16 protein-coding genes, 1 tRNA gene and 3 rRNA genes are annotated in these 23224 nt (G+C 53.9%); 5 read left to right on the plus strand and 15 right to left on the minus strand.

The window, feature by feature from the left end; genetic code table 11:
• Nucleotides 1-203: 203 nt before the first annotated feature.
• Nucleotides 204-2996 carry a DNA polymerase I gene (gene polA, locus ACMGGU_RS21225; RefSeq protein WP_252077974.1) on the minus strand — a complete coding sequence of 931 codons (2793 nt, stop codon included), beginning with the start codon at nt 2994-2996 and terminating at the stop codon, nt 204-206.
• Between the two features lie 440 nt (nt 2997-3436).
• Here polA and ACMGGU_RS21230 point away from each other — a divergent pair, with 440 nt between their 5' ends.
• Complete coding sequence (locus ACMGGU_RS21230; protein ID WP_252077973.1) at nt 3437-4345, plus strand: acyltransferase; 909 nt, start codon at nt 3437-3439, stop codon at nt 4343-4345.
• Nucleotides 4346-4368: 23 nt separating this feature from the next.
• On the opposite strand, the gene dsbA is transcribed toward ACMGGU_RS21230, so the two are convergent.
• From dsbA to ACMGGU_RS21245, 3 genes are all read right to left on the minus strand, one after another.
• Entirely contained in the window at nt 4369-4992 is a 624-nt protein-coding gene (dsbA, locus tag ACMGGU_RS21235) for a thiol:disulfide interchange protein DsbA (RefSeq protein ID WP_045909081.1), read from the minus strand.
• Nucleotides 4993-5019: 27 nt separating this feature from the next.
• On the minus strand, nt 5020-6006 hold the full coding sequence (locus ACMGGU_RS21240; protein ID WP_420300893.1) for a serine/threonine protein kinase: 987 nt from the start codon (nt 6004-6006) through the stop codon (nt 5020-5022).
• Between the two features lie 75 nt (nt 6007-6081).
• Complete coding sequence (locus tag ACMGGU_RS21245; protein WP_008501866.1) at nt 6082-6351, minus strand: YihD family protein; 270 nt, start codon at nt 6349-6351, stop codon at nt 6082-6084.
• 68 nt (nt 6352-6419) lie between these two features.
• Here ACMGGU_RS21245 and mobA point away from each other — a divergent pair, with 68 nt between their 5' ends.
• On the plus strand, nt 6420-7004 hold the full coding sequence (gene mobA / locus ACMGGU_RS21250) for a molybdenum cofactor guanylyltransferase MobA (protein WP_277718198.1): 585 nt from the start codon (nt 6420-6422) through the stop codon (nt 7002-7004).
• On the plus strand, nt 7001-7504 hold the full coding sequence (gene mobB, locus ACMGGU_RS21255) for a molybdopterin-guanine dinucleotide biosynthesis protein MobB (RefSeq protein WP_420300894.1): 504 nt from the start codon (nt 7001-7003) through the stop codon (nt 7502-7504). The genes mobA and mobB overlap by 4 nt, the downstream gene beginning before the upstream one ends.
• Before the next feature lie 99 nt (nt 7505-7603).
• Here mobB and rrf read toward each other — a convergent pair.
• From rrf to ACMGGU_RS21275, 4 genes are all read right to left on the minus strand, one after another.
• Nucleotides 7604-7719: ribosomal RNA gene (rrf, locus tag ACMGGU_RS21260) — 5S ribosomal RNA — on the minus strand.
• A 72-nt stretch (nt 7720-7791) separates the two neighbouring features.
• Nucleotides 7792-10695, minus strand: a 23S ribosomal RNA gene (locus ACMGGU_RS21265).
• A gap of 183 nt (nt 10696-10878) precedes the next feature.
• Nucleotides 10879-10954 (minus strand) — tRNA-Glu (locus ACMGGU_RS21270).
• A gap of 85 nt (nt 10955-11039) precedes the next feature.
• Nucleotides 11040-12581, minus strand: a 16S ribosomal RNA gene (locus ACMGGU_RS21275).
• Together the 16S, 23S and 5S rRNA genes with 1 tRNA gene alongside form the textbook arrangement of a ribosomal RNA operon.
• 453 nt (nt 12582-13034) lie before the next feature.
• Between ACMGGU_RS21275 and ACMGGU_RS21280 the strand changes: the two genes are divergently transcribed.
• Together ACMGGU_RS21280 and mdtD are read left to right on the plus strand one after the other, a co-directional pair.
• Entirely contained in the window at nt 13035-13742 is a 708-nt protein-coding gene (locus tag ACMGGU_RS21280; RefSeq protein WP_420300895.1) for a FadR/GntR family transcriptional regulator, read from the plus strand.
• On the plus strand, nt 13739-15172 hold the full coding sequence (gene mdtD / locus ACMGGU_RS21285; protein ID WP_414455819.1) for a multidrug transporter subunit MdtD: 1434 nt from the start codon (nt 13739-13741) through the stop codon (nt 15170-15172). Before ACMGGU_RS21280 ends, mdtD begins: the two co-directional genes overlap by 4 nt.
• On the opposite strand, the gene rbsR is transcribed toward mdtD, so the two are convergent.
• The 7 genes from rbsR to kup form a co-directional block, all read right to left on the minus strand.
• The gene (rbsR, locus tag ACMGGU_RS21290) at nt 15138-16130 is read right to left on the minus strand and encodes a ribose operon transcriptional repressor RbsR (protein WP_074180468.1); all 993 of its coding nucleotides are present in this window, start codon (nt 16128-16130) and stop codon (nt 15138-15140) included. The two genes, mdtD and rbsR, sit on opposite strands and share 35 nt — an antisense overlap.
• Nucleotides 16131-16133: 3 nt before the next feature.
• Nucleotides 16134-17063 (minus strand): ribokinase, encoded by a 930-nt coding sequence (gene rbsK / locus ACMGGU_RS21295; protein WP_196365604.1) that lies wholly within the window; start codon nt 17061-17063, stop codon nt 16134-16136.
• Nucleotides 17064-17169: 106 nt separating this feature from the next.
• Entirely contained in the window at nt 17170-18060 is an 891-nt protein-coding gene (rbsB, locus tag ACMGGU_RS21300; protein WP_008503498.1) for a ribose ABC transporter substrate-binding protein RbsB, read from the minus strand.
• A gap of 27 nt (nt 18061-18087) precedes the next feature.
• Entirely contained in the window at nt 18088-19053 is a 966-nt protein-coding gene (rbsC, locus tag ACMGGU_RS21305; protein WP_021242657.1) for a ribose ABC transporter permease, read from the minus strand.
• A gap of 4 nt (nt 19054-19057) precedes the next feature.
• On the minus strand, nt 19058-20563 hold the full coding sequence (gene rbsA / locus ACMGGU_RS21310) for a ribose ABC transporter ATP-binding protein RbsA (protein WP_021242658.1): 1506 nt from the start codon (nt 20561-20563) through the stop codon (nt 19058-19060).
• Nucleotides 20564-20570: 7 nt separating this feature from the next.
• Nucleotides 20571-20990: a D-ribose pyranase gene (gene rbsD, locus ACMGGU_RS21315; protein WP_008503495.1), complete on the minus strand. Its 420-nt coding sequence runs from the start codon at nt 20988-20990 to the stop codon at nt 20571-20573.
• 216 nt (nt 20991-21206) lie between these two features.
• Nucleotides 21207-23075: a low affinity potassium transporter Kup gene (kup, locus tag ACMGGU_RS21320; protein WP_008500202.1), complete on the minus strand. Its 1869-nt coding sequence runs from the start codon at nt 23073-23075 to the stop codon at nt 21207-21209.
• Between the last annotated feature and the right edge of the window lie 149 nt (nt 23076-23224).

Here is a 23224-nt window from a genome sequence, read left to right on the forward strand (position 1 = left end):
CGATTACGTGAAGTAAAAGGTCTGAAAGATAGAACATCTTACCTCTGTACCCTACGCCGATAACTCTACCCCTTTTTGTGCTGCAGAAAAAGCACTTTTTGTAGTTTTTTTTCATTCTTTACATAGGGAATTCTAATGATCGTCACAAAACGCGCGTTCTTATGTTGCAAACTTACATAAACAGCGCGTTATGCGAAGAACCGTTAGTGAGCCTGATCCCAGTTTTCACCACTTCCCACTTCCACCAGCAACGGCACGTCCAGCGTCATGCTGCTTTCCATCAGTTCGTGGATCTTCTTCGACACGGCGTCGAGGTCGTCCTTGTGCACTTCAAATACCAGTTCATCGTGTACCTGCATGATCATTTTCACGCGCGGTTTCTCTTTCTCGAGCCAGGCATCAACGGCGATCATTGCACGCTTAATAATGTCCGCCGCAGTACCCTGCATCGGGGCGTTGATCGCTGCACGCTCTGCACCCGCGCGGCGCGCGGCGTTGCTGGATTTGATGTCCGGTAAATAGAGACGGCGGCCGTCCAGGGTTTCAACGTAGCCTTTCTCTTTCGCCTGCGCGCGGGTACGTTCCATATATTCCAGCACCCCCGGATAACGCTCGAAGTAGAGATCCATATACTTCTGCGACTCTTTACGCGGAATGTTGAGCTGGCGCGAAAGCCCGAATGCACTCATGCCGTAAATCAGCCCGAAGTTGATCGCCTTAGCGCTGCGGCGCTGTTCGTTGGTTACGCTGTCCAGCGGCAGACCGAAGACTTCGGCTGCAGTCGCCCGGTGGATATCCTTCCCTTCGGCAAAAGCGCTCAGCAGGCCTTTGTCGCGGGACAGGTGCGCCATAATGCGCAGTTCGATTTGCGAGTAGTCCGCCGAGACAATCAGATAATCCTCTGGTGCAATGAAAGCCTGGCGAATACGGCGGCCCTCTTCGTTACGTACCGGGATGTTCTGCAGGTTGGGATCGGTTGACGAGAGACGACCGGTCGCCGCGACAGCCTGATGGTATGAGGTATGCACGCGGCCCGTTTTCGGGTTGATCATCAGCGGGAGCTTATCAGTGTAGGTAGACTTCAGCTTCGCGAGACCACGGTACTCCAGAATCACTTTTGGCAGCGGGTAATCCAGCGCCAGCTCTTCCAGCACCTCTTCAGAGGTTGAAGGCGCACCGCCAGGGGTTTTCTTCAGCGGCTTGATGCCCTGCTTTTCAAACAGAATGGTTTGCAGCTGCTTCGGCGAAGAGAGGTTAAACGGCTCGCCTGCAAGCTCATGCGCTTTTTGCTCCAGCTCGGTCAGACGCTGCGCCAGTTCCCCGGAGTGGTTATGCAGCACCGTTGGATCGATTTTCACGCCGTTGCGTTCAATGCGGGACAGCACGGGCACCAGCGGCATCTCAATATGCTGGAACACGTTCAGCGGACCTTCGTGCTTCTGCAGCTTTGGCCACATCTTCAGGTGCAGCTGCAGCGTGACGTCAGCGTCTTCCGCCGCGTAGCGTCCTGCCTCTTCGAGAGCAATCTGGTTAAAGGTGAGCTGATTTTTCCCTTTACCGGCAATCTCTTCAAAGGTGATGGTTTTGTGCTTAAGCCAGCGGTCAGATAAGGAATCCATATCATGGCGGCCCGCGACGCTGTCCAGGATGTAGGATTCGAGCATGGTGTCGAAGGCAATCCCGCGCAGTTCAATGCCGTAGTTTTGCAAAATGCCACGGTCGTACTTGAGGTTTTGCCCAACCTTAAGCGCCTTTTCGTCTTCCAGGATCGGCTTCAGCAGCTCAAGCACGCGCTCACGGGGGATCTGTTCCGGCGCGTCCAGGTAATCGTGCGCCACGGGAACATAGGCCGCATGACCAGGCTCTGTCGCAAATGACAGACCTACCATATTGGCAGAGATGTTATCGAGACTGTCCGTTTCGGTGTCAAAGGCGAAGACCGGCGCTTTTTTCAGTTTTTCGATCCAGGCAATGAGCTGCGACTCTTCAAGAAGGGTTTCGTAGTTGTCGAAGGTAAGCACCACGGCTTCTTCTTCCGCCTGCTCTTCTGCGTCAACGACAATCGTCTCCTTCGGCTTTGCAGCAGGTTTCGCCCCTTTTGCCTGCAGCCACTTGCCGGCTTCCACGTCAGTGGTCCAGCGCTTGAATTCGTATTTCTTAAACAGACTCAGAAGCTCGTCCGCAGAAGGCTGCTGCACTTCCAGCTGCTCACAGCCCAGCTCCAGTTCGACATCGGTTTTGATGGTTGCCAGCTTATAGGAGAGGTAAGCCACCTCTTTGTTCTCTTCCAGCTTCCCGGCCATGGTTTTTGCACCACGGAAGGAGAGCCCGGCGATTTTGTCTGATTCGGCGTAGAGCGTATCCAGCCCGCCCAGCCCCTGAAGCAGCGCCTGCGCGGTTTTCTCACCGACGCCAGGAACACCAGGGATGTTATCCGAGGAGTCGCCCATCAACGCGAGGAAGTCGATAATCAGCTCAGGCGGCACGCCATACTTAGTGACGACCTCTTCAGGCCCCAGAATGGTGTTGGTCATGGTGTTAATCAGGGTAATACCTGGCGTCACCAGCTGTGCCATATCTTTATCACCGGTGCTGATCAGCACGGGACGACCCATTTTTTCGGCTTCACGCGCCAGCGTACCGATAACGTCATCGGCTTCAACGCCAGAAACGGCCAGCAGCGGTAGCCCCATGGCTTTTACCATGGCATGCAGCGGCTCTATCTGCGCACGCAGATCGTCAGGCATTGGCGGACGGTGGGATTTGTAATGTTCAAACAACTCGTCGCGGAACGTTTTGCCTTTTGCATCAAAAACGACGGCCGCATGGGTTGGCTGATACTGCAGGATCAGGCTGCGCAGCATATTCAGCACGCCGTACATTGCGCCGGTAGGTTCCCCTGCGCTATTGGTCAGAGGAGGAAACGCATGGTATGCCCGATACAGGTAAGAAGAGCCATCGACGAGAATAAGAGGGTTTTCTGGGATCTGAACCATAATGTCCGTGCCTTTAATCAATTTATGAGTAAAGGATGCCACAGAAGGATGAAAACATCAGTTATTAGCGCCAGATACAGGAAAAGATTTTGCGATCGTGAGGATCGCTCGCAAAAATAAAACTGTGGATAAGTTTGTGAATATTTTCACTTCATATGAATAACAGACACGAAAAACACATATGAGGTAATATTTAGATCTTAATTATCATGCTGTTATGTTGTTAGATCTTATCTATATGGTCAACTGATGGCAATTTAGTCTATGTGGATATAAGCCTTGATTCGCGCAGAACCCCAGAGAAATCTGCTGCGCCAGGGTAAAAGCCGCCAAATCATCATGTGAAAGCGCCATTCATTCGTTTGTTTTCTGGTAAAATCAGCGCCCAGCGTCGACTAGCCGGTCGCTCACTTACAGCTAACTATTTGAAAAAGCTCATCATGTCGAGATTGCTCGCTGCAATAACATTACTGCTAAGCATCATTTTAACTATCCTGGTGACGATCGCCTGTTCCGTGCCGATCATTCTCGCCGGGATCATTAAACTGCTGCTGCCCGTACCCATGGTGTGGCGAGCCGTGTCCGCATTTTGTAACTTCATGATGTATTGCTGGTGCGAAGGGCTGGCGAGCCTGTTGTGCCTTAACCCGCATCTGAAGTGGGATGTCAAAGGGCTCGAGAGTCTCAACAAAAAGAACTGGTACCTGCTGATCTGCAATCACCACAGCTGGGCGGACATCGTGGTGTTATGCGTGCTTTTTCGCAAACACATCCCGATGAACAAATACTTCCTGAAACAGCAGCTCGCCTGGGTGCCTTTTATCGGGCTGGCCTGCTGGGCGCTCGATATGCCGTTTATGAAACGCTATTCGCGCAGCTATTTGATTCGTCATCCGGAACGTCGCGGTAAGGATGTGGAGACCACGCGCCGTTCCTGTGAAAAGTTTCGCGCACATCCTACGACCATCGTGAACTTTGTTGAAGGTTCCCGGTTTACGGAAGAGAAGCGCCAGCAAACTCGCTCTCCTTATCAGCACCTGTTGCCGCCAAAAGCGGCAGGGATTGCGATGGCGCTTAACGTGCTGGGAGCACAGTTCGATAAACTTCTTAACGTCACGCTCTGCTATCCGGAAAACGACAGGACGCCGTTCTTCGATATGCTCAGCGGCAAACTGACGCGCATTGTCGTGCACGTCGACCTGGTTCCGATTGACGCTGAACTGCACGGTGATTACGTAAACGATAAGAACTTCAAACGTCGTTTCCAGCAGTGGCTTAATACGCTCTGGAAAGAGAAAGACGAACAGATAGACAAGATAAAATCTTCATACAAAAACGCCGGTCAATGACCGGCGTTTTTACATCAACGAAATTACTTCTTCTCGACCAGGTATTTCACGGTATCTGCATACTGCTGTACGAAAATATCCATGCTGCTGGTATCCATGCCCTGCATGTTCAGCTGATATTTGCCGTTAACAAACATCGCCGGAACGCCCTGAAGCTGGAGATCAGCAGCCGCTTTTTCCTGCTGGGCAACCAGTGATTTCACCACGAAGCTGTTCCATGCGGCATCGTACTCTTCACCTTTCACGCCCGCATCAACGAACACTTTACGGATATCCGCAGTGGTCTGAACGGTCTGGGTTTTCTGTACGGCTTCAAACATTGGCGAAGTGATCTTATCTTCCACGCCCAGTGCCATCGCCACCGCCCATGCCTGAGTCAGGTCTTTACCCAATGGGCCCAGGAACTCAACGTGGTACTTGGTCATTTTGGTGCCTTCCGGCAGCTTTTTCTTCACGTTGTCAGAAACATGCAGCACCTGCTCGAACTGATAGCAGTGTGGGCAATAGAACGAGAAGAACTCCAGAACCTGTGGCTCGCCAGCGACCGGCTTGTCCAGCGTGATGAACTGTTTGCCGTCGGTAAACTGCGCAGCAGAAGCGCTAAATGCCAGAATCATACCTGCCAGCGCCAGCCAAATTTTTTTCATGATTAACTCTCTCCTGGGTGTGTCCAATTAATACATCGGCGTTAATTGCAGAGGGGGCTCCTGAAGAACCTTAACCTGCTCAGTAAATGTAGATATCTGGCTACGCCAGTAATCCTCTCCGGTAAGCCACGGGAAATTGCGAGGAAATGCCGGATCGTCCCAACGCCTGATTAACCATGCGAGATAATAAACAAAACGCATCGCACGTAAAGGCTCAATCAGGGCAATTTCGTCTGAATTAAACGGGCTAAATTCTTCATAAGCTTCAATAATGGTTTCAAGCTGCATGCGTTGCTCGGCTTTGTCGCCATTGAGCAGCATCCACAGGTCCTGAACCGCTGGCCCCATACGCGCATCATCGAGATCGACAAACAGCGGGCCATCACGCCAGAGAATATTCCCGGCGTGACAATCGCCATGCAGGCGCAGGACGGAAATATCATCGCGCCAGCAGGTTTTCACTGCAGCAATAAGCTTATCGGTGGCGTTGAGGAAATCATCCTTTAGCGCAGCGGGGATCATTGCAGACGTTTCGAATAGTTCGCGCGGTTCAAGAAGGTATTCCTGAATCCCCATCGTCGGGCGGGCAATAAAGGCTTTTTTGCGTCCCGTCTGGTGTATACGCCCAAGATAGCGGGCAACCCACTCCATCTGATCAATATTATCCGCTTCAAACTGACGACCACCCAGGCTTGGGAATACTGCGTAGTAATACCCTTCGTGCGTGAGGAGCGTTTGGTTATTAAATTTCAGGGGCGCGGCAACGTGGACATCGTCATCCAGCAGATCGTGAGCAAACTGATGCTCTTCCTGAATTTGTTCAGCGGACCAGCGTTCAGGACGATAGAATTTTACGACGTAGCGCTGACGATCCTCGTCCTGAAATTGATAGACGCGGTTTTCGTAGCTGTTTAATGGTGTTAGCCCGGAATCCACCCGAATACCCTGTTCAAACAGGGCATCCATAATGGTGTCCGGGTGTAATGTCTGGAAAGTAAAAGCCTGGTCGTTCATCCGATCATCCGGAAATTATACGAATGATTCAGGATATCATCTTGTGGCGATTTCGGTGCCGCCGCTTACAAGCTTTTACTCTTTAATTACGCCTCGGGCGCGCAGCAATGCGGTCTTAAAATCTTCCTCATAATCTTTCTGAATACCAGGAATAACAGCATCTTTGGCAGAGTCGCGCATTTTAAGGTGGTAGATCAGGATGTCGTCAGAAAGGTCTGCCAGATCGCCGTCAAAACCTGACTCTTTCGCCAGTTTCTGTAAAAATTGCATCAGATTTAGCTCTGGCTCTTTTTGCCAGGCGGGCTGGAGGAGTTCAATAACTTCATTCAGACGTTTACATTTCATGGTGGTGCTCCTTTCATTTAGAGTGACACGTTAGCAGGGTCAATCCCACAATAAAAGAGGCGATATTCGTGAATGTTAGCCAGGAAATCATCGGGGTCGTTCTGGCAGGCGGCAGAGCAACGCGAATGGGCGGTAAAGATAAGGGGCTTCAGCTTCTTAATGGAAAACCCTTATGGCAGCATGTCGCCGATACGCTCGCCGGCCAGGTGACGGCAATGGCCATCAGCGCGAACAGGCATATCGACACTTACCGGCGCAGCGGGTACGCCGTTTATCAGGATAGCCTTGAGAATTACCCGGGCCCGCTTGCCGGTATGCTTTCGGTCATGCAACAGTCGCACGGAGAGTGGTTTATCTTCTGCCCCTGCGATAACCCGTTTATTCCCTCCGAACTCGTCGAGCGTCTGTTCCTGCTTCGTGGTACAGCACCTGTGGTTTGGGTACATGACGGCGAGCGTGACCATCCTGCTATCGCGTTGATGCATCGATCGCTAGTGCCTGCTCTGCAGAGCTATCTGGCTGCGGGAGAGCGCAGGGTGATGGTCTTCATGCGTGAGTCTGGCGGCCATTCCGTTGATTTTAGCGATGTGAAATCAGCGTTTGTGAACGTGAATACGCATGAAGATTTGCAGATGATGCAGGAGAAAAAATGATACCTCTTTTAGCCATTTCCGCATGGAGTGGGACCGGGAAAACCACGCTGCTGAAAAAGCTGATACCCGCGCTGTGTGCCAGAGGCCTTCGTCCGGGATTGATTAAGCATAGTCATCACAACATGGATATCGATACGCCAGGAAAAGACAGCTATGAGCTGCGTAAGGCCGGAGCAGCACAAACGATGGTAGCAAGTCCTCTGCGCTGGGCGTTAATGACAGAAACGTCGGATGAGGCCCCGCTGGATCTCGCTTATCTGGTCAGTCGGATGGATCATTCCACCCTGGATCTGGTGCTGATTGAGGGATTTAAGCATGAGGCAGTGCCTAAGATCCTGCTGTTCAGAAGCGATGCCGGACATCATTTCAGCGAGTTAACGCTGGATGAGCATGTCATTGCGGTAGCCAGTGATGTGGTATTGCCGCTTGAGGTTCCGGTGCTGGACTTAAATGATGTAGATGGGATTGCGGGCTTTATTGTGACGTGGAGTACGGTCTGACGTGCCGGGTGGCGGCTTTGCTTTACCCGGCCTGCCGTTTTTTTGGCGGTATAAACGCAAAAAGGCCATCCTTTCGGATGGCCTCTTCACTTAATTGATGCCTGGCAGTTCCCTACTCTCACATGGGGAGACCCCACACTACCATCGGCGCTACGGCGTTTCACTTCTGAGTTCGGCATGGGGTCAGGTGGGACCACCGCGCTAAAGCCGCCAGGCAAATTCTGTTCATCTGTATCAAGGCTGAATTTTGATTGTTCGTCTCTTCGCCAAAACATCTTCGGCGTTGTAAGGTTAAGCCTCACGGTTCATTAGTATCGGTTAGCTCAACGCATCGCTGCGCTTACACACCCGACCTATCAACGTCGTCGTCTTCAACGTTCCTTCAGGAGACTTAAAGTCTCAGGGAGAACTCATCTCGGGGCAAGTTTCGTGCTTAGATGCTTTCAGCACTTATCTTTTCCGCATTTAGCTACCGGGCAGTGCCATTGGCATGACAACCCGAACACCAGTGATGCGTCCACTCCGGTCCTCTCGTACTAGGAGCAGCCCCCCTCAATTCTCCAGCGCCCACGGCAGATAGGGACCGAACTGTCTCACGACGTTCTAAACCCAGCTCGCGTACCACTTTAAATGGCGAACAGCCATACCCTTGGGACCTACTTCAGCCCCAGGATGTGATGAGCCGACATCGAGGTGCCAAACACCGCCGTCGATATGAACTCTTGGGCGGTATCAGCCTGTTATCCCCGGAGTACCTTTTATCCGTTGAGCGATGGCCCTTCCATTCAGAACCACCGGATCACTATGACCTGCTTTCGCACCTGCTCGAGCCGTCACTCTCGCAGTCAAGCTAGCTTATGCCATTGCACTAACCTCCTGATGTCCGACCAGGATTAGCTAACCTTCGTGCTCCTCCGTTACTCTTTGGGAGGAGACCGCCCCAGTCAAACTACCCACCAGACACTGTCCGCAACCCGGATCACGGGTCTACGTTAGAACACCAGCCATTAAAGGGTGGTATTTCAAGGACGGCTCCATGCAGACTGGCGTCCACACTTCAAAGCCTCCCACCTATCCTACACATCAAGGACCAGTGTTCAGTGTCAAGCTATAGTAAAGGTTCACGGGGTCTTTCCGTCTTGCCGCGGGTACACTGCATCTTCACAGCGAGTTCAATTTCACTGAGTCTCGGGTGGAGACAGCCTGGCCATCATTACGCCATTCGTGCAGGTCGGAACTTACCCGACAAGGAATTTCGCTACCTTAGGACCGTTATAGTTACGGCCGCCGTTTACCGGGGCTTCGATCAAGAGCTTCGCGTTGCCGCTAACCCCATCAATTAACCTTCCGGCACCGGGCAGGCGTCACACCGTATACGTCCACTTTCGTGTTTGCACAGTGCTGTGTTTTTAATAAACAGTTGCAGCCAGCTGGTATCTTCGACTGATTTCAGCTCCACCCGCAGGGGCTTCACCTACATATCAGCGTGCCTTCTCCCGAAGTTACGGCACCATTTTGCCTAGTTCCTTCACCCGAGTTCTCTCAAGCGCCTTGGTATTCTCTACCTGACCACCTGTGTCGGTTTGGGGTACGATTTAATGTTACCTGATGCTTAGAGGCTTTTCCTGGAAGCAGGGCATTTGTTACTTCAGCACCGTAGTGCCTCGTCATCACACCTCAGCGTTAAAAGGTACCGGATTTACCTGGAACCTCCGCCTACATGCTTAAACCGGGACAACCGTCGCCCGGCTAACATAGCCTTCTCCGTCCCCCCTTCGCAGTAACACCAAGTACAGGAATATTAACCTGTTTCCCATCGACTACGCCTTTCGGCCTCGCCTTAGGGGTCGACTCACCCTGCCCCGATTAACGTTGGACAGGAACCCTTGGTCTTCCGGCGAGCGGGCTTTTCACCCGCTTTATCGTTACTTATGTCAGCATTCGCACTTCTGATACCTCCAGCATGCCTCACAGCACACCTTCAACGGCTTACAGAACGCTCCCCTACCCAACAACACATAGTGTCGCTGCCGCAGCTTCGGTGCATGGTTTAGCCCCGTTACATCTTCCGCGCAGGCCGACTCGACCAGTGAGCTATTACGCTTTCTTTAAATGATGGCTGCTTCTAAGCCAACATCCTGGCTGTCTGTGCCTTCCCACATCGTTTCCCACTTAACCATGACTTTGGGACCTTAGCTGGCGGTCTGGGTTGTTTCCCTCTTCACGACGGACGTTAGCACCCGCCGTGTGTCTCCCGTGATAACATTCTTCGGTATTCGTAGTTTGCATCGGGTTGGTAAGCCGGGATGGCCCCCTAGCCGAAACAGTGCTCTACCCCCGAAGATGAGTTCACGAGGCGCTACCTAAATAGCTTTCGGGGAGAACCAGCTATCTCCCGGTTTGATTGGCCTTTCACCCCCAGCCACAAGTCATCCGCTAATTTTTCAACATTAGTCGGTTCGGTCCTCCAGTTAGTGTTACCCAACCTTCAACCTGCCCATGGCTAGATCACCGGGTTTCGGGTCTATACCCTGCAACTTAACGCCCAGTTAAGACTCGGTTTCCCTTCGGCTCCCCTATACGGTTAACCTTGCTACAGAATATAAGTCGCTGACCCATTATACAAAAGGTACGCAGTCACACCACGAAGGTGCTCCCACTGCTTGTACGTACACGGTTTCAGGTTCTATTTCACTCCCCTCGCCGGGGTTCTTTTCGCCTTTCCCTCACGGTACTGGTTCACTATCGGTCAGTCAGGAGTATTTAGCCTTGGAGGATGGTCCCCCCATATTCAGACAGGATACCACGTGTCCCGCCCTACTCTTCGAGTTCACAACCTGTGCATTTTCGTGTACGGGACTGTCACCCTGTACCGTGCGACTTTCCAGACGCTTCCACTAACACACAAGCTGATTCAGACTCTGGGCTGCTCCCCGTTCGCTCGCCGCTACTGGGGGAATCTCGGTTGATTTCTTTTCCTCGGGGTACTTAGATGTTTCAGTTCCCCCGGTTCGCCTCGTTAACCTATGTATTCAGTTAACGATAGTGCAACGAATTGCACTGGGTTTCCCCATTCGGACATCGCCGGGTCAAAGGTTCATATCACCTCGCCGGCGCTTTTCGCAGATTAGCACGTCCTTCATCGCCTCTGACTGCCAGGGCATCCACCGTGTACGCTTAGTCGCTTAACCTCACAACCCGAAGATGTTTCACTTCTGATTGCGAAAATTTGAGAGACTCGAACACACCATTTAAGATGTGTCGTTTCAATTTTCAGCTTGATCCAGATTTTTAAAGAGCAAATATCTCAAACGTGACTCGCAAGTCAGTTTTGAGATATGACGGCAGGTGACTTTCACTCACGAACCAGCAAGTGGCGTCCCCTAGGGGATTCGAACCCCTGTTACCGCCGTGAAAGGGCGGTGTCCTGGGCCTCTAGACGAAGGGGACACTGAAGTCTCAATCGCAAGACGCCTTGCTATTTACTTTTCATCAGACAATCTGTGTGAGCACTGCAAAGGCAGGTTCTTTAAGGTAAGGAGGTGATCCAACCGCAGGTTCCCCTACGGTTACCTTGTTACGACTTCACCCCAGTCATGAATCACAAAGTGGTAAGCGCCCTCCCGAAGGTTAAGCTACCTACTTCTTTTGCAACCCACTCCCATGGTGTGACGGGCGGTGTGTACAAGGCCCGGGAACGTATTCACCGTAGCATTCTGATCTACGATTACTAGCGATTCCGACTTCATGGAGTCGAGTTGCAGACTCCAATCCGGACTACGACGCACTTTATGAGGTCCGCTTGCTCTCGCGAGGTCGCTTCTCTTTGTATGCGCCATTGTAGCACGTGTGTAGCCCTACTCGTAAGGGCCATGATGACTTGACGTCATCCCCACCTTCCTCCAGTTTATCACTGGCAGTCTCCTTTGAGTTCCCGGCCTAACCGCTGGCAACAAAGGATAAGGGTTGCGCTCGTTGCGGGACTTAACCCAACATTTCACAACACGAGCTGACGACAGCCATGCAGCACCTGTCTCAGAGTTCCCGAAGGCACCAATCCATCTCTGGAAAGTTCTCTGGATGTCAAGAGTAGGTAAGGTTCTTCGCGTTGCATCGAATTAAACCACATGCTCCACCGCTTGTGCGGGCCCCCGTCAATTCATTTGAGTTTTAACCTTGCGGCCGTACTCCCCAGGCGGTCGACTTAACGCGTTAGCTCCGGAAGCCACGCCTCAAGGGCACAACCTCCAAGTCGACATCGTTTACGGCGTGGACTACCAGGGTATCTAATCCTGTTTGCTCCCCACGCTTTCGCACCTGAGCGTCAGTCTTTGTCCAGGGGGCCGCCTTCGCCACCGGTATTCCTCCAGATCTCTACGCATTTCACCGCTACACCTGGAATTCTACCCCCCTCTACAAGACTCTAGCCTGCCAGTTTCGAATGCAGTTCCCAGGTTGAGCCCGGGGATTTCACATCCGACTTGACAGACCGCCTGCGTGCGCTTTACGCCCAGTAATTCCGATTAACGCTTGCACCCTCCGTATTACCGCGGCTGCTGGCACGGAGTTAGCCGGTGCTTCTTCTGCGGGTAACGTCAATCGATGAGGTTATTAACCTCACCGCCTTCCTCCCCGCTGAAAGTACTTTACAACCCGAAGGCCTTCTTCATACACGCGGCATGGCTGCATCAGGCTTGCGCCCATTGTGCAATATTCCCCACTGCTGCCTCCCGTAGGAGTCTGGACCGTGTCTCAGTTCCAGTGTGGCTGGTCATCCTCTCAGACCAGCTAGGGATCGTCGCCTAGGTGAGCCGTTACCCCACCTACTAGCTAATCCCATCTGGGCACATCTGATGGCAAGAGGCCCGAAGGTCCCCCTCTTTGGTCTTGCGACGTTATGCGGTATTAGCTACCGTTTCCAGTAGTTATCCCCCTCCATCAGGCAGTTTCCCAGACATTACTCACCCGTCCGCCGCTCGCCGGCAAAGTAGCAAGCTACTTTCCGCTGCCGCTCGACTTGCATGTGTTAGGCCTGCCGCCAGCGTTCAATCTGAGCCATGATCAAACTCTTCAATTTAAGTTTGATGCTCGTGAATTAAACTTCGTAATGAATTACGCATGTTCACTCAGAGACTTGGTATTCATTTATTGTCCGAAGACATTAAGAATCCATGTCACTTTGAGTGCCCACACAGATTGTCTGATAAATTGTTAAAGAGCAGTGCCGCTTCGTTTTCGCTGCGGCGCGGGGTGTGCATATTACGCTTTCCCGCTTCAGAGTCAAGCGTTTATTTTCGCTATTCTCTGCTGACCCGGCGGCGTGTGTGCCGTTGTTCCGTGTCAGTGGAGGCGCATTATAGGGAGTTATTCTGATGTGACAAGAGGAAATTTAAAAAAAGTTTCCATCCGCGTTTTTTTTCACCAATAGAGGTGAAATCAAGCTACAAATTGTTCTATTTGATGTATCTGCAACCACAATCACATTCGCGGTGGCATAATTATCAGCATGAATCTTTAAGGAATAAAAGCGATGCCATTAAGCGCGCAACAGCTGGCCGCCCAAAAAAACCTGTCGTATGTGCTGGCAGAAAAGCTGGCTCAGCGAATTTTAGCGGGTAAATATGCCCCGGGTAGCATCCTGCCGGGTGAAATGGAGCTGGGTGAGCAGTTTGGGGTGAGCCGTACCGCGGTTCGCGAGGCGGTGAAAACCCTGACGGCAAAAGGTATGGTGCTTCCACGCCCGCGTATTGGCACACGCGTGATGCCACAGAGTAACTGGAATTTTCTCGATCAGGAGCTGCTCTCCTGGTGGATGACGGAAGATAACTTTCATCAGGTTGTCGATCACTTTCTGGTGATGCGCAGCAGTCTTGAACCTCAGGCATGTCTGCTTGCCGCCACGCTTGGCACGGCAGAGCAAAAAGCGCAGCTTAACGCATTGATGGAAGAGATGGTGTTTCTGAAAAAACACTTCAACCGCGAACGCTGGGTTGAAGTCGATATGGCCTGGCATGAACATATCTATATGATGAGCGCCAATCCGTTCCTCACCTCGTTTGCCTCATTATTGCATTCGGTGTACCACACTTACTTTACCTCTATTACACAAAACGACGTGGTAAAACTGGAATTGCATCAGGCGATAGTAGATGCCATTCAGGAAAGCGACGGGCAGCGAGCCCTGAGTGCGTGCCAGGCATTACTGGCTGCGCCAACCCACCAGCAGGTAAATAGATGACAAAGAAAAAAGCGCGCAGCATGGCCGGATTGCCGTGGATTGCAGCCATGGCGTTTTTTATGCAGGCACTGGATGCCACCATCCTCAACACCGCGCTTCCCGCTATTGCGCAAAGCCTTAACCGCTCCCCGCTGGCGATGCAGTCCGCCATCATCAGCTACACCCTGACGGTCGCAATGTTAATTCCGGTTAGCGGCTGGCTGGCCGACCGCTTCGGTACCCGCAGAGTTTTCATGCTGGCCGTAACACTCTTTACGCTCGGTTCGCTGGCCTGTGCGCTCTCCTCGTCCTTAACGGAACTGGTTATCTTCCGCGTATTACAGGGCATTGGCGGCGCGATGATGATGCCCGTGGCGCGCCTTGCCTTATTACGAGCCTACCCTCGAAGCGAACTGCTTCCCGTGCTCAACTTCGTCACCATGCCGGGACTGGTCGGCCCGATACTTGGCCCGGTACTCGGTGGCGTGTTTGTCACCTGGGCAAGCTGGCACTGGATCTTCCTGATTAATATTCCGATTGGCGTTGCGGGGCTGCTGTATGCCCGCAAATATATGCCTAACTTCACCACGCCAAGACGCAGCTTCGACATGGGGGGCTTTTTCCTGTTTGGCCTGAGCCTGGTGCTCTTCTCCAGCGGGATGGAGCTGTTTGGCGAGAAGATCGTCGCGACATGGATGGCGCTCTCCGTTATCCTCGCCGGGATTCTGCTGTTCCTTTTTTATATACGTCACGCGCGCCGTCACCCGACGCCGTTAATCTCTCTTGGGCTCTTCAACACCCGAACCTTTTCCGTCGGGATCGCGGGAAACATTGCCTCGCGTCTGGGAACCGGCTGCGTACCGTTCCTGATGCCACTGATGCTGCAGGTCGGTTTCGGCTATCCGGCCCTGATTGCCGGCTGCATGATGGCCCCTACGGCGATGGGCTCGATTCTGGCAAAATCGACCGTGACGCAGGTGCTACGCTGGTTTGGCTATCGCAAGACGCTGGTTGGCGTGACGGTCTTTATTGGCCTGATGATTGCGCAGTTCTCGCTGCAGTCCGCCTCGCTTCCTGTCTGGATGCTGATCCTGCCGCTGTTTGTGCTGGGCATGGCGATGTCGACGCAGTTCACATCAATGAACACCATCACCCTTGCGGATCTGACCGACGAGAACGCCAGTAGCGGCAACAGCGTGCTGGCAGTCACCCAGCAGCTGTCGATCAGTTTAGGGGTGGCCGTGAGCGCGGCGGTACTGCGGTTTTATGAAGGTTTCGACAGCGCGAACACCGTCGAGCAGTTCCACTATACCTTTATCACCATGGGCGCACTCACCGTCGTTTCAGCGCTGGTCTTTATGCTGTTAAAACCGAAAGATGGCCGTAACCTGATAAAAGAACGCCATAAGGCGAAAGCTAAACCGAACCCCGTTCCATCAGAACAGGAGTAAGCTGCAGGCGTTGCTGCTGCAGCGTGGGCTGAGCCATTCGGTGGATCAACACATCGATGGCCAGCTCGCCCAGCTCATCTTTTGGCTGATGGATGGTAGTGAGCGGCGGCGTCATATAGCTGGCCAGCTCAATATCATCGTAGCCGATTACCGCCATATCGTCGGGAACACGCAAACCGGCCTGATATAACGCCTGATAGGCGCCAAACGCCATGGCGTCGTTGCCGATAAACACCGCCTGCGGACGCTGCGGCTGCGCCAGCAGCGTCTGCATCGCTTCAAAACCACCGTGAAACTCAAAATCACCGGTAATACGGTACCCTTCCGGCACCGAAAGGCCCGCCCGCGCCATCGCGGCGAGATACCCTTCCAGTCGCAAACGCGCCGGGGTTTTGTCCAGCGGACCGGTAATACAGGCGATGCGGGTATAGCCTTTATCGATGAGATACTGGGTGGCCATATCGCCCCCCAGCAGGGAGTTATCCTGAATAAGATCGCTGGTGCCGTCGAACGGCGCCCAGTCCATCATCACCGTGGGAATGGAGGGGTAGCGCTGGATAATCTCTTTCGAGGGCTGGTGCGTTTCGGTACACAGCAGCAGTAGCCCGTCGACGCGTTTTTGCATCAGCGTTTCCAGGTTACGGTTCATGCGCTGCTCGTCCCCTTCGGTATTGCACAGCACCAGGCTGTAGCCACGCTCGAAGCAGCTGCGCTCCACGCCACGAACCAGCTCAGAATAAAAGGGATTGGTACTGGCGGTGATCAGCATACCGATCGTACGCGTCTGATTGAGCTTAAGGCTGCGCGCCAGCGCAGACGGCGCATAGTTGAGATCTTTTACTGCCGCTTCGACTTTTTCCCGAATCGCCTCGCTGACGAAGCGATCGTTATTAATGACGTGAGACACCGTCGAGGTAGAAACGCCCGCCAGGCGAGCGACATCTTTCATTGTGGCCAAGCGTTACCCCTGCTGACTTAAGAATTCATCGATCTCTTTACGCCACGGAACGGAAGGCTGAGCGCCCTTGCGCGTCACCGCAATCGCGGCAGCCGCATGCGCGAAGCGGATCGCATCATCCATACTCTTGCCTTCCAGCAGCGCGGTCACCAGTGCACCATTGAAGGTATCTCCCGCTGCAATGGTATCAATCGCCTTCACCTTAAAGCCCGGCACGCGACGGCCTTCACCGTTTACGCTTGCCCATACCCCACGGCTGCCCAGGGTGATGATCACCGTTCCGATGCCTTTGTCGTGCAGCGCACGCGCGGCTCGCGCGGCATCATCATCGTTTTCAACACGAATGCCCGTCAGCTTTTCAGCTTCGGTTTCGTTCGGCGTGATGATGTCCACCAGCGCCAGCAGCTCGTCAGATAATACACGGGCAGGGGCCGGATTAAGTACGACAGTGGTATGATTTTCATGCGCGATGTTGGCCGCGGCCAGCACGCTTTCAACCGGTGACTCCAGCTGCATGAGCAGGGCTTCCGCTCCGGCGATGAGTGCACGTTGCGCTTCTACGCGCTCCGTCGTCAACGCTGCATTAGCGCCAGCATGAATACCGATAACATTCTCACCTTCTGCGTTGACGAAAATCAGCGCCACGCCGGTAGACTCCCCTGCAACAACGCTGACCGGTGCGATATCAATGTTGTCGCTTGCCAGCTGCTTGCGTACGCGTTCACCGGTATCGTCATCGCCCGTGCAGGCAATAAACGCAATATTCGCTCCGCTGCGGCCAGCGGCAACGGCCTGGTTTGCCCCTTTACCGCCAAAAGCGACCTGATACTGGCTACCCGTGACGGTTTCGCCCGGTGCAGGGAACGATTCAAGGTTAAGAATGTGATCGGCATTGATACTGCCAAGGACGACGAGGTTGCCTGCGGTTTTCATGGTTGGGTTGTCCATCTGAGAGCGCCACCGGTGTTACCCGGTGGCGTATGCCACACTTTTCTTTATTGGTGTCCCTCAGGCCGCCAGTGACGACCTGATTCGCCTTTTACTGCTTGATAACCAGTTTCAGGTCAACAGGGTATTTAGCCTGAACTTTTTCGCCCTTCAGCACTTTGTCGGCAGTTTCAACGCCAGTGGCGCCAATCTGCTCAGGCAGCTGAGCGATGGTCGCAGCCAGTTTGCCATCGTTTACTGCTTTTTCACCATCCGGCGTGCCGTCAAATCCGACAACCATCACATCAGATTTACCTGCAGTCTGCAGGGCACGCAGCGCGCCCAGCGCCATTTCGTCGTTCTGCGCGAAGACCGCCTGTACGTCAGGATGTGCGGTCAGCAGGTTCTGCATGACGTTCAGACCTTTAGTACGGTCGAAGTCCGCAGGCTGACTGGCCAGTACGTTGAATTTATGCGCTGCAACCGCCTGCTGGAAGCCTTCGCCACGCTCGCGGGCGGCAGACGTACCGGCAATCCCCTGCAGTTCGATAACTTTCGCGCCTTCGCCTGCTTTCTTCGCAATGTAGTCACCCGCGATTTTGCCGCCCAGCACGTTGTCAGACGCGATATGGCTCACCACGTCGCCTTTGGTTGCCTGACGGTCCAGGGTGATCACCGGAATTTTTGCCTGGTTTGCCATCTTCACGGCGTTGCCTACGGCATCAGAATCGGTTGGGTTGATCAGCAGAATCTTGGTGCCACGAACGGTTAAGTCCTGAACGTTAGCCAGCTCTTTCGCCGGGTTGTTCTGTGAATCCAGTACCACCAGGTTATAGCCCAGTTTATCCGCTTCTTTCTGCGCACCGTCCTTCAGGGAGACGAAGAACGGGTTGTTCAGCGTAGAGACAACCAGCGCGATGGTATCTTTCGCCATGGCGTTAGCACTTACGGTTGCGCTCAGCGCGACAGCGGAAACCAGGGTAGCCAGTTTTTTCATGTTCATATCTAAGATGTCCTGTAGTGTCGTCAGTTACTGTTTTTTGTTGTCTACCAGTACCGCCAGCAAAATCACCACTGCCTTAACGATCATCTGGTAATAGGAGGAAACACCTAACAAATTCAAACCATTATTCAGGAAACCGAGAATCAGTGCGCCGATCAATGTCCCAACAATGCGACCTTTACCGCCCGCCAGACTCGTACCGCCCAGAACCACTGCTGCAATGGCATCCAGCTCATACCCCGTACCCGCCGTCGGCTGCGCGGAAGAGAGGCGCGCCACTTCGATGATGCCCGCCAGTGACGCCAGCAGACCGCACAGGGAATACACGATGACTTTGACTTTATTAACGCTAATCCCGGACAGGCGCGTTGCCGCTTCGTTACCGCCCAGCGCATAGATGTAACGACCCAGACGGGTATGGTGCAGCATGTACCACGCCGCCAGGAAGACGATAGCCATGATCCAGACCGGGGTCGGGACGCCCAGCGGGCGACCGATACCGAACCAGCCAAACAGATCGGCGTTATCGGTGAAGCCAGTATTGACCGGGCTGCCGTTGGTATAAACCATGGTCACCCCGCGCAGCAGCAGCATCATCACCAGGGTTGCGATGAACGCCTGAACGCGGCCTTTTGCCACAATCACGCCGGTGACGGCGCCAATCGCCGCGCCTGCCGCCAGGGCCGCGGCCACGGCCACCAGCGCGTTAACTTCAATCCCGACAAGCGAAGCGGCGATCGCGCCGGTGAGGGCCAGCAGGGAACCGACGGACAGATCGATCCCTGAGGTCAAAATCACCAGCGTCATGCCGACCGCCATAATGGCGTTCACCGACGTCTGCTGCAGAATGTTGAACAGGTTATTTACGGTGAAGAAATTCGGGCTCATGGTCGACACAATCGCGATCAGCACCAGCAGGGCAATCAGCGATTTTTGCTCCATCAGCCACGCCTTTGTGAAATAGCGGCGACCAGAAACAGCCTGGGTTGTCATCTTCTTACTCCTGATTCACGCGATTAAGCTTGCCCACAGCGGCAGCCATCAGAACTTCCTGGGTGGCCTGCTCGCGAGTGAATTCACCGCCGAGATGCCCTTCATGCATGACGATAATACGATCGCTCATGCCTAATACTTCTGGCATCTCGGAAGAGACCAGAATGATGCTCAGACCGTCGGCCTTGAACTGGTTAATCAGCTGATAGATCTCTTTTTTCGCCCCCACGTCCACGCCGCGGGTTGGCTCGTCGAGGATCAACACTTTCGGGCGCGTCATCAGCCCGCGCGCAATCGCCACTTTCTGCTGATTCCCGCCGGACAACAGGCCAATCGCCTGCTCCATCGACGGGGTTTTAACGTTAAAGAGACGGATGAAATCGCTGACCGCCTGCTGCTCGTCTTTATGCTTCAGGCTGCCGCCGCTGTGGCTGAAATAGCGCAGCGCGGTGAGGGACATGTTCTCTTTTACCGACATGCCCAGCACTAAGCCGTCGCGTTTGCGGTCTTCGGAGATATAGACGATGCCGTTCGCCAGACCATCCTGCGGGGAACGGGTGACCACTTCATGGCCGTCGAGGGTGACATAACCGCTGGTGCGCGGCAGTGCGCCGTACAACACTTTCATCAGCTCGGTACGTCCCGCGCCCATCAGGCCCGCCACGCCCAGGATCTCGCCCTGGCGCAGGGTAAAGGTGACGTCGTTCACACCCGGACCGCAGAGGTTGTCCACCTTCAGGCGGATCTCACCCGGCGCTTTATCCAGATGCGGATACTGATCTTCCAGCTTACGTCCCACCATCATTTCGATGAGCGTATCTTCGGTCAGCGTGGCCACTTCGCGCTCGGCAATAAACTGCCCGTCGCGGAAGACGGTGACGTCATCGCAGATTTCAAAGATCTCTTTCATGCGGTGAGAAATATAGACAATCCCGCGCCCCTGCGATTTCAGCTCGCGGATAACGCGGAACAGGGATTCGGTTTCGGTATCGGTCAGGGCGTCGGTCGGTTCATCCATAATGATGACCTTCGACTCAAAGCTCAGCACCTTCGCGATTTCCACCATCTGCTGATCGCCGATGGAGAGATCGCCGACCAGCCGGTCGCTCTTAAAGCGCAGGTTCAGCTTCGCCAGCAGCTTGTCGGCTTCGGCATACATGGTTTTCCAGTCGATCTTACCGAAGCGATTCACGAACTCACGGCCGAGGAAGATGTTCTCCGCAATGGTGAGCTGTGGGATCAGGTTCAGCTCCTGGTGAATAATGCCGATACCCGCTTCCTGAGAAGATTTCGGGCCAGTGAAGGTGGTTTCTTTACCCAGCCAGAGGAGTGAACCGGCATCGCGTTGATAGATACCGGTCAGCACTTTCATCATGGTGGATTTGCCGGCGCCGTTTTCGCCCACCAGCGCCATTACGCGCCCGGGATAAACGTTCAGCGCCGCGCCGGAGAGGGCTTTTACGCCCGGGAACGACTTATCGATCCCTTTGAGTTGCAGTAATGCGTCCATGATGGCCTCAGAAGGTGACGCCAGCACAGAGAATGATATTCGCATACGGGGAACACTCCCCGCTGCGAATCACCGCCTGACTGTCTGCGGTTTGTTGTTTGAATTGTTCGTGCGTTGTGTAACGAATTTCGATGGTGTTTCCCTGGTGTTGTTGCAGCTGCTCAAGATGGCTGAGCAACGTTTCGTGGAGTTGCGGATTATGTTGTTTGATTTCCGCCGCGAGAATGGCCGCCTCAACCTGCATCTCCGCGGTCACCACGTCCAGTACCTGCATAAACGAAGGTACGCCCTGCGTTAACGCCATATCGATACGGGTTGTGCTGCGCGGAACCGGTAAGCCTGCATCGCAAACCACCAGCGTATCGGTATGCCCAAGACGGGAAATAACCGATGAGATTTCTGAGTTGAGTACAGTGCCTTTCTTCATTTTCTTGCTCCACTAGCGAAACGTTTCGCTAAAAGAAGTGTAGCCTCAGAAATGTTCAGAAAACCACCATGACGTAACAGATTTGTGATCGACGTCGAAACGTTTCGCTAAGTGAAATATTGATGGGAGAAATTGCCCGCCGGCGCTTCGCTTGCACGGGCCTACGGGTTTGGTAGGCCGGGTAAGCGCAGCGCCACCCGGCATTTTCGAAAGGACTTAAATCTCGACCTGCGTACCCAGCTCTATCACGCGGTTAGGCGGGATCTCAAACTGGTCAGGCGCGCGCAGGGCGTTACGCTGCAGGATCAGGTACAGCTTGCCGCGCAGGCGCAAATACCACGGGCGCTTGCCGATGATCAGCGACTCGTGAGACATAAAGAACGACGTCTCCATCATCCGGCAGCTCAGCCCTTCCAGACCGCAGCGGTGGAACACCTCTTCCACGTTTGGCGTTTCACGCCAGCCGTAGCTCGCCACCACGCGCCAGAATGTCGGGGAGAGCTGCTCGATTTGCACGCGACGCACGTTATGAACGTAAGGCGCATCTTCGGTGCGCAGCGTCAGCAGGATCACGCGCTCGTGCAGCACTTTGTTGTGCTTGAGGTTATGCATCAGCGCGAACGGGATGACGTTCAGGGCGCGAGACATGTACACCGCAGTGCCCGGCACGCGGACCGGCGGAGATTTCTCCAGCGAAGCGATCATCGCCTCCAGAGAATTCCCGTGCTCATGCATGCGCCGCAGCAGGCGGAAACGCTCGCTTTTCCAGGTGGTCATGACGATGAACATCACCAGACCCAGCGTCAGTGGCAGCCAGCCGCCGGAGACAATCTTGTCGAGGTTCGCGGAGAACAGCGGCACGTCAATACACAGGAAGCCCACCAGAATCATCGCCACGAGGAATTTATTCCAGTGCCAGTTTCGGTACGCCACCGTAGTGGAGAGAAGCGATGTCAGCACCATCGTACCGGTTACTGCAATACCGTACGCCGCCGCCAGGTTACTGGAGTGCTCGAAGCTGACGATAACAATCACAACCGCGAAATAGAGCAGCCAGTTAACGAACGGGATGTAGATCTGGCCCGACTCCATCTCTGAAGTATGGATGATGCGCATCGGCGAGAGATACCCCAGACGCACGGCCTGGCGCGTCAGAGAAAACACGCCGGAAATCACCGCCTGAGAGGCAATGACGGTCGCCAGCGTCGCCAGGATCAGCATCGGCACCAGCGCCCAGTCAGGCGCCAGCAGGAAGAACGGGTTCTTTATCGCTTCCGGATTTTTGAGCAACAGCGCGCCCTGGCCAAAGTAGTTCAGCACCAGCGACGGCAGCACCACAATAAACCAGGCCACGCGGATAGGCAGTTTCCCGAAGTGACCCATGTCAGCATACAGCGCTTCAACGCCGGTGATGGAGAGCACGACCGCCCCCAGCGCCACGAAGGAAACCACTTTGTATTCGAGGAAGAAATGCACGGCCCAGTAGGGGTTCAGCGCATGCAGCACTTCCGGGTTAGCAATAATGCTGCGCAAGCCAAGCGCGGCCAGGATCAGGAACCAGGCCAGCATAATTGGTGCAAACAGTTTACCCACCAGCCCGGTACCGTGCTTCTGGATCACAAACAGCAGCGTCAGCACGATTATCGCCAGCGGGACCACCCACGTATCAAGCTGCGGCGCGATAATCTCCAGCCCCTCTATCGCCGAGAGGACCGAAATCGCGGGCGTAATAACCACCTCTCCATAGAAGAAGCTGCCGCCAATCAGGCCGATAATCACCAGCACGGAGGTCATTCTGGCGGAGGTGTTGCGCCCTGCAAGGGACATCAGGGTCAGGATACCGCCTTCGCCCGCGTTATCAGCGCGCATAACGAAGGAAAGATATTTAACAGAAACCACCAGGATCAGCAGCCAGAAGATGAGGGACAGGAAGCCAAATACGGCATCGCGCTCAACACCAAAGCCAAACTGGCCGGACAGACATTCACGAAGCGTATAAAGCGGGCTGGTGCCAATATCACCGTAGACAACCCCGATCGCCGCAAGCGTTATTGCGGGTAATGATTGCTTATTATCAGTGCTCATAGACTAGTCTTTTCGTTTGAATAACAAATGTGTTCCTGGTCCCTTGGCCCACAAAAAGCGCACAGTATGCACGATTCAATGCAAAATCGTACCCCTAAATGCAACCGCATTAATGTAGCGCAAAGAAAATTGCGCCGCACTTCAGTCTA

This window comes from Enterobacter sp. BNK-8 (assembly GCF_048685095.1).
GTDB lineage: Bacteria > Pseudomonadota > Gammaproteobacteria > Enterobacterales > Enterobacteriaceae > Enterobacter > Enterobacter quasiroggenkampii.

Excerpts from the sequence above, each read along its gene's own strand:
- rbsA (WP_021242658.1), bottom strand. The coding sequence starts at position 20,563 with ATGGACGCATTACTGCAACTCAAAGGGATCGATAAGTCGTTCCCGGGC.
- polA (WP_252077974.1), bottom strand. The coding sequence starts at position 2,996 with ATGGTTCAGATCCCAGAAAACCCTCTTATTCTCGTCGATGGCTCTTCT.
- ACMGGU_RS21230 (WP_252077973.1), top strand. The coding sequence starts at position 3,437 with ATGTCGAGATTGCTCGCTGCAATAACATTACTGCTAAGCATCATTTTA.
- mdtD (WP_414455819.1), top strand. The coding sequence starts at position 13,739 with ATGACAAAGAAAAAAGCGCGCAGCATGGCCGGATTGCCGTGGATTGCA.
- kup (WP_008500202.1), bottom strand. The coding sequence starts at position 23,075 with ATGAGCACTGATAATAAGCAATCATTACCCGCAATAACGCTTGCGGCG.
- mobB (WP_420300894.1), top strand. The coding sequence starts at position 7,001 with ATGATACCTCTTTTAGCCATTTCCGCATGGAGTGGGACCGGGAAAACC.
- dsbA (WP_045909081.1), bottom strand. The coding sequence starts at position 4,992 with ATGAAAAAAATTTGGCTGGCGCTGGCAGGTATGATTCTGGCATTTAGC.
- ACMGGU_RS21280 (WP_420300895.1), top strand. The coding sequence starts at position 13,035 with ATGCCATTAAGCGCGCAACAGCTGGCCGCCCAAAAAAACCTGTCGTAT.
- ACMGGU_RS21245 (WP_008501866.1), bottom strand. The coding sequence starts at position 6,351 with ATGAAATGTAAACGTCTGAATGAAGTTATTGAACTCCTCCAGCCCGCC.
- rbsB (WP_008503498.1), bottom strand. The coding sequence starts at position 18,060 with ATGAACATGAAAAAACTGGCTACCCTGGTTTCCGCTGTCGCGCTGAGC.
- rbsD (WP_008503495.1), bottom strand. The coding sequence starts at position 20,990 with ATGAAGAAAGGCACTGTACTCAACTCAGAAATCTCATCGGTTATTTCC.
- rbsK (WP_196365604.1), bottom strand. The coding sequence starts at position 17,063 with ATGAAAACCGCAGGCAACCTCGTCGTCCTTGGCAGTATCAATGCCGAT.
- ACMGGU_RS21240 (WP_420300893.1), bottom strand. The coding sequence starts at position 6,006 with ATGAACGACCAGGCTTTTACTTTCCAGACATTACACCCGGACACCATT.
- rbsC (WP_021242657.1), bottom strand. The coding sequence starts at position 19,053 with ATGACAACCCAGGCTGTTTCTGGTCGCCGCTATTTCACAAAGGCGTGG.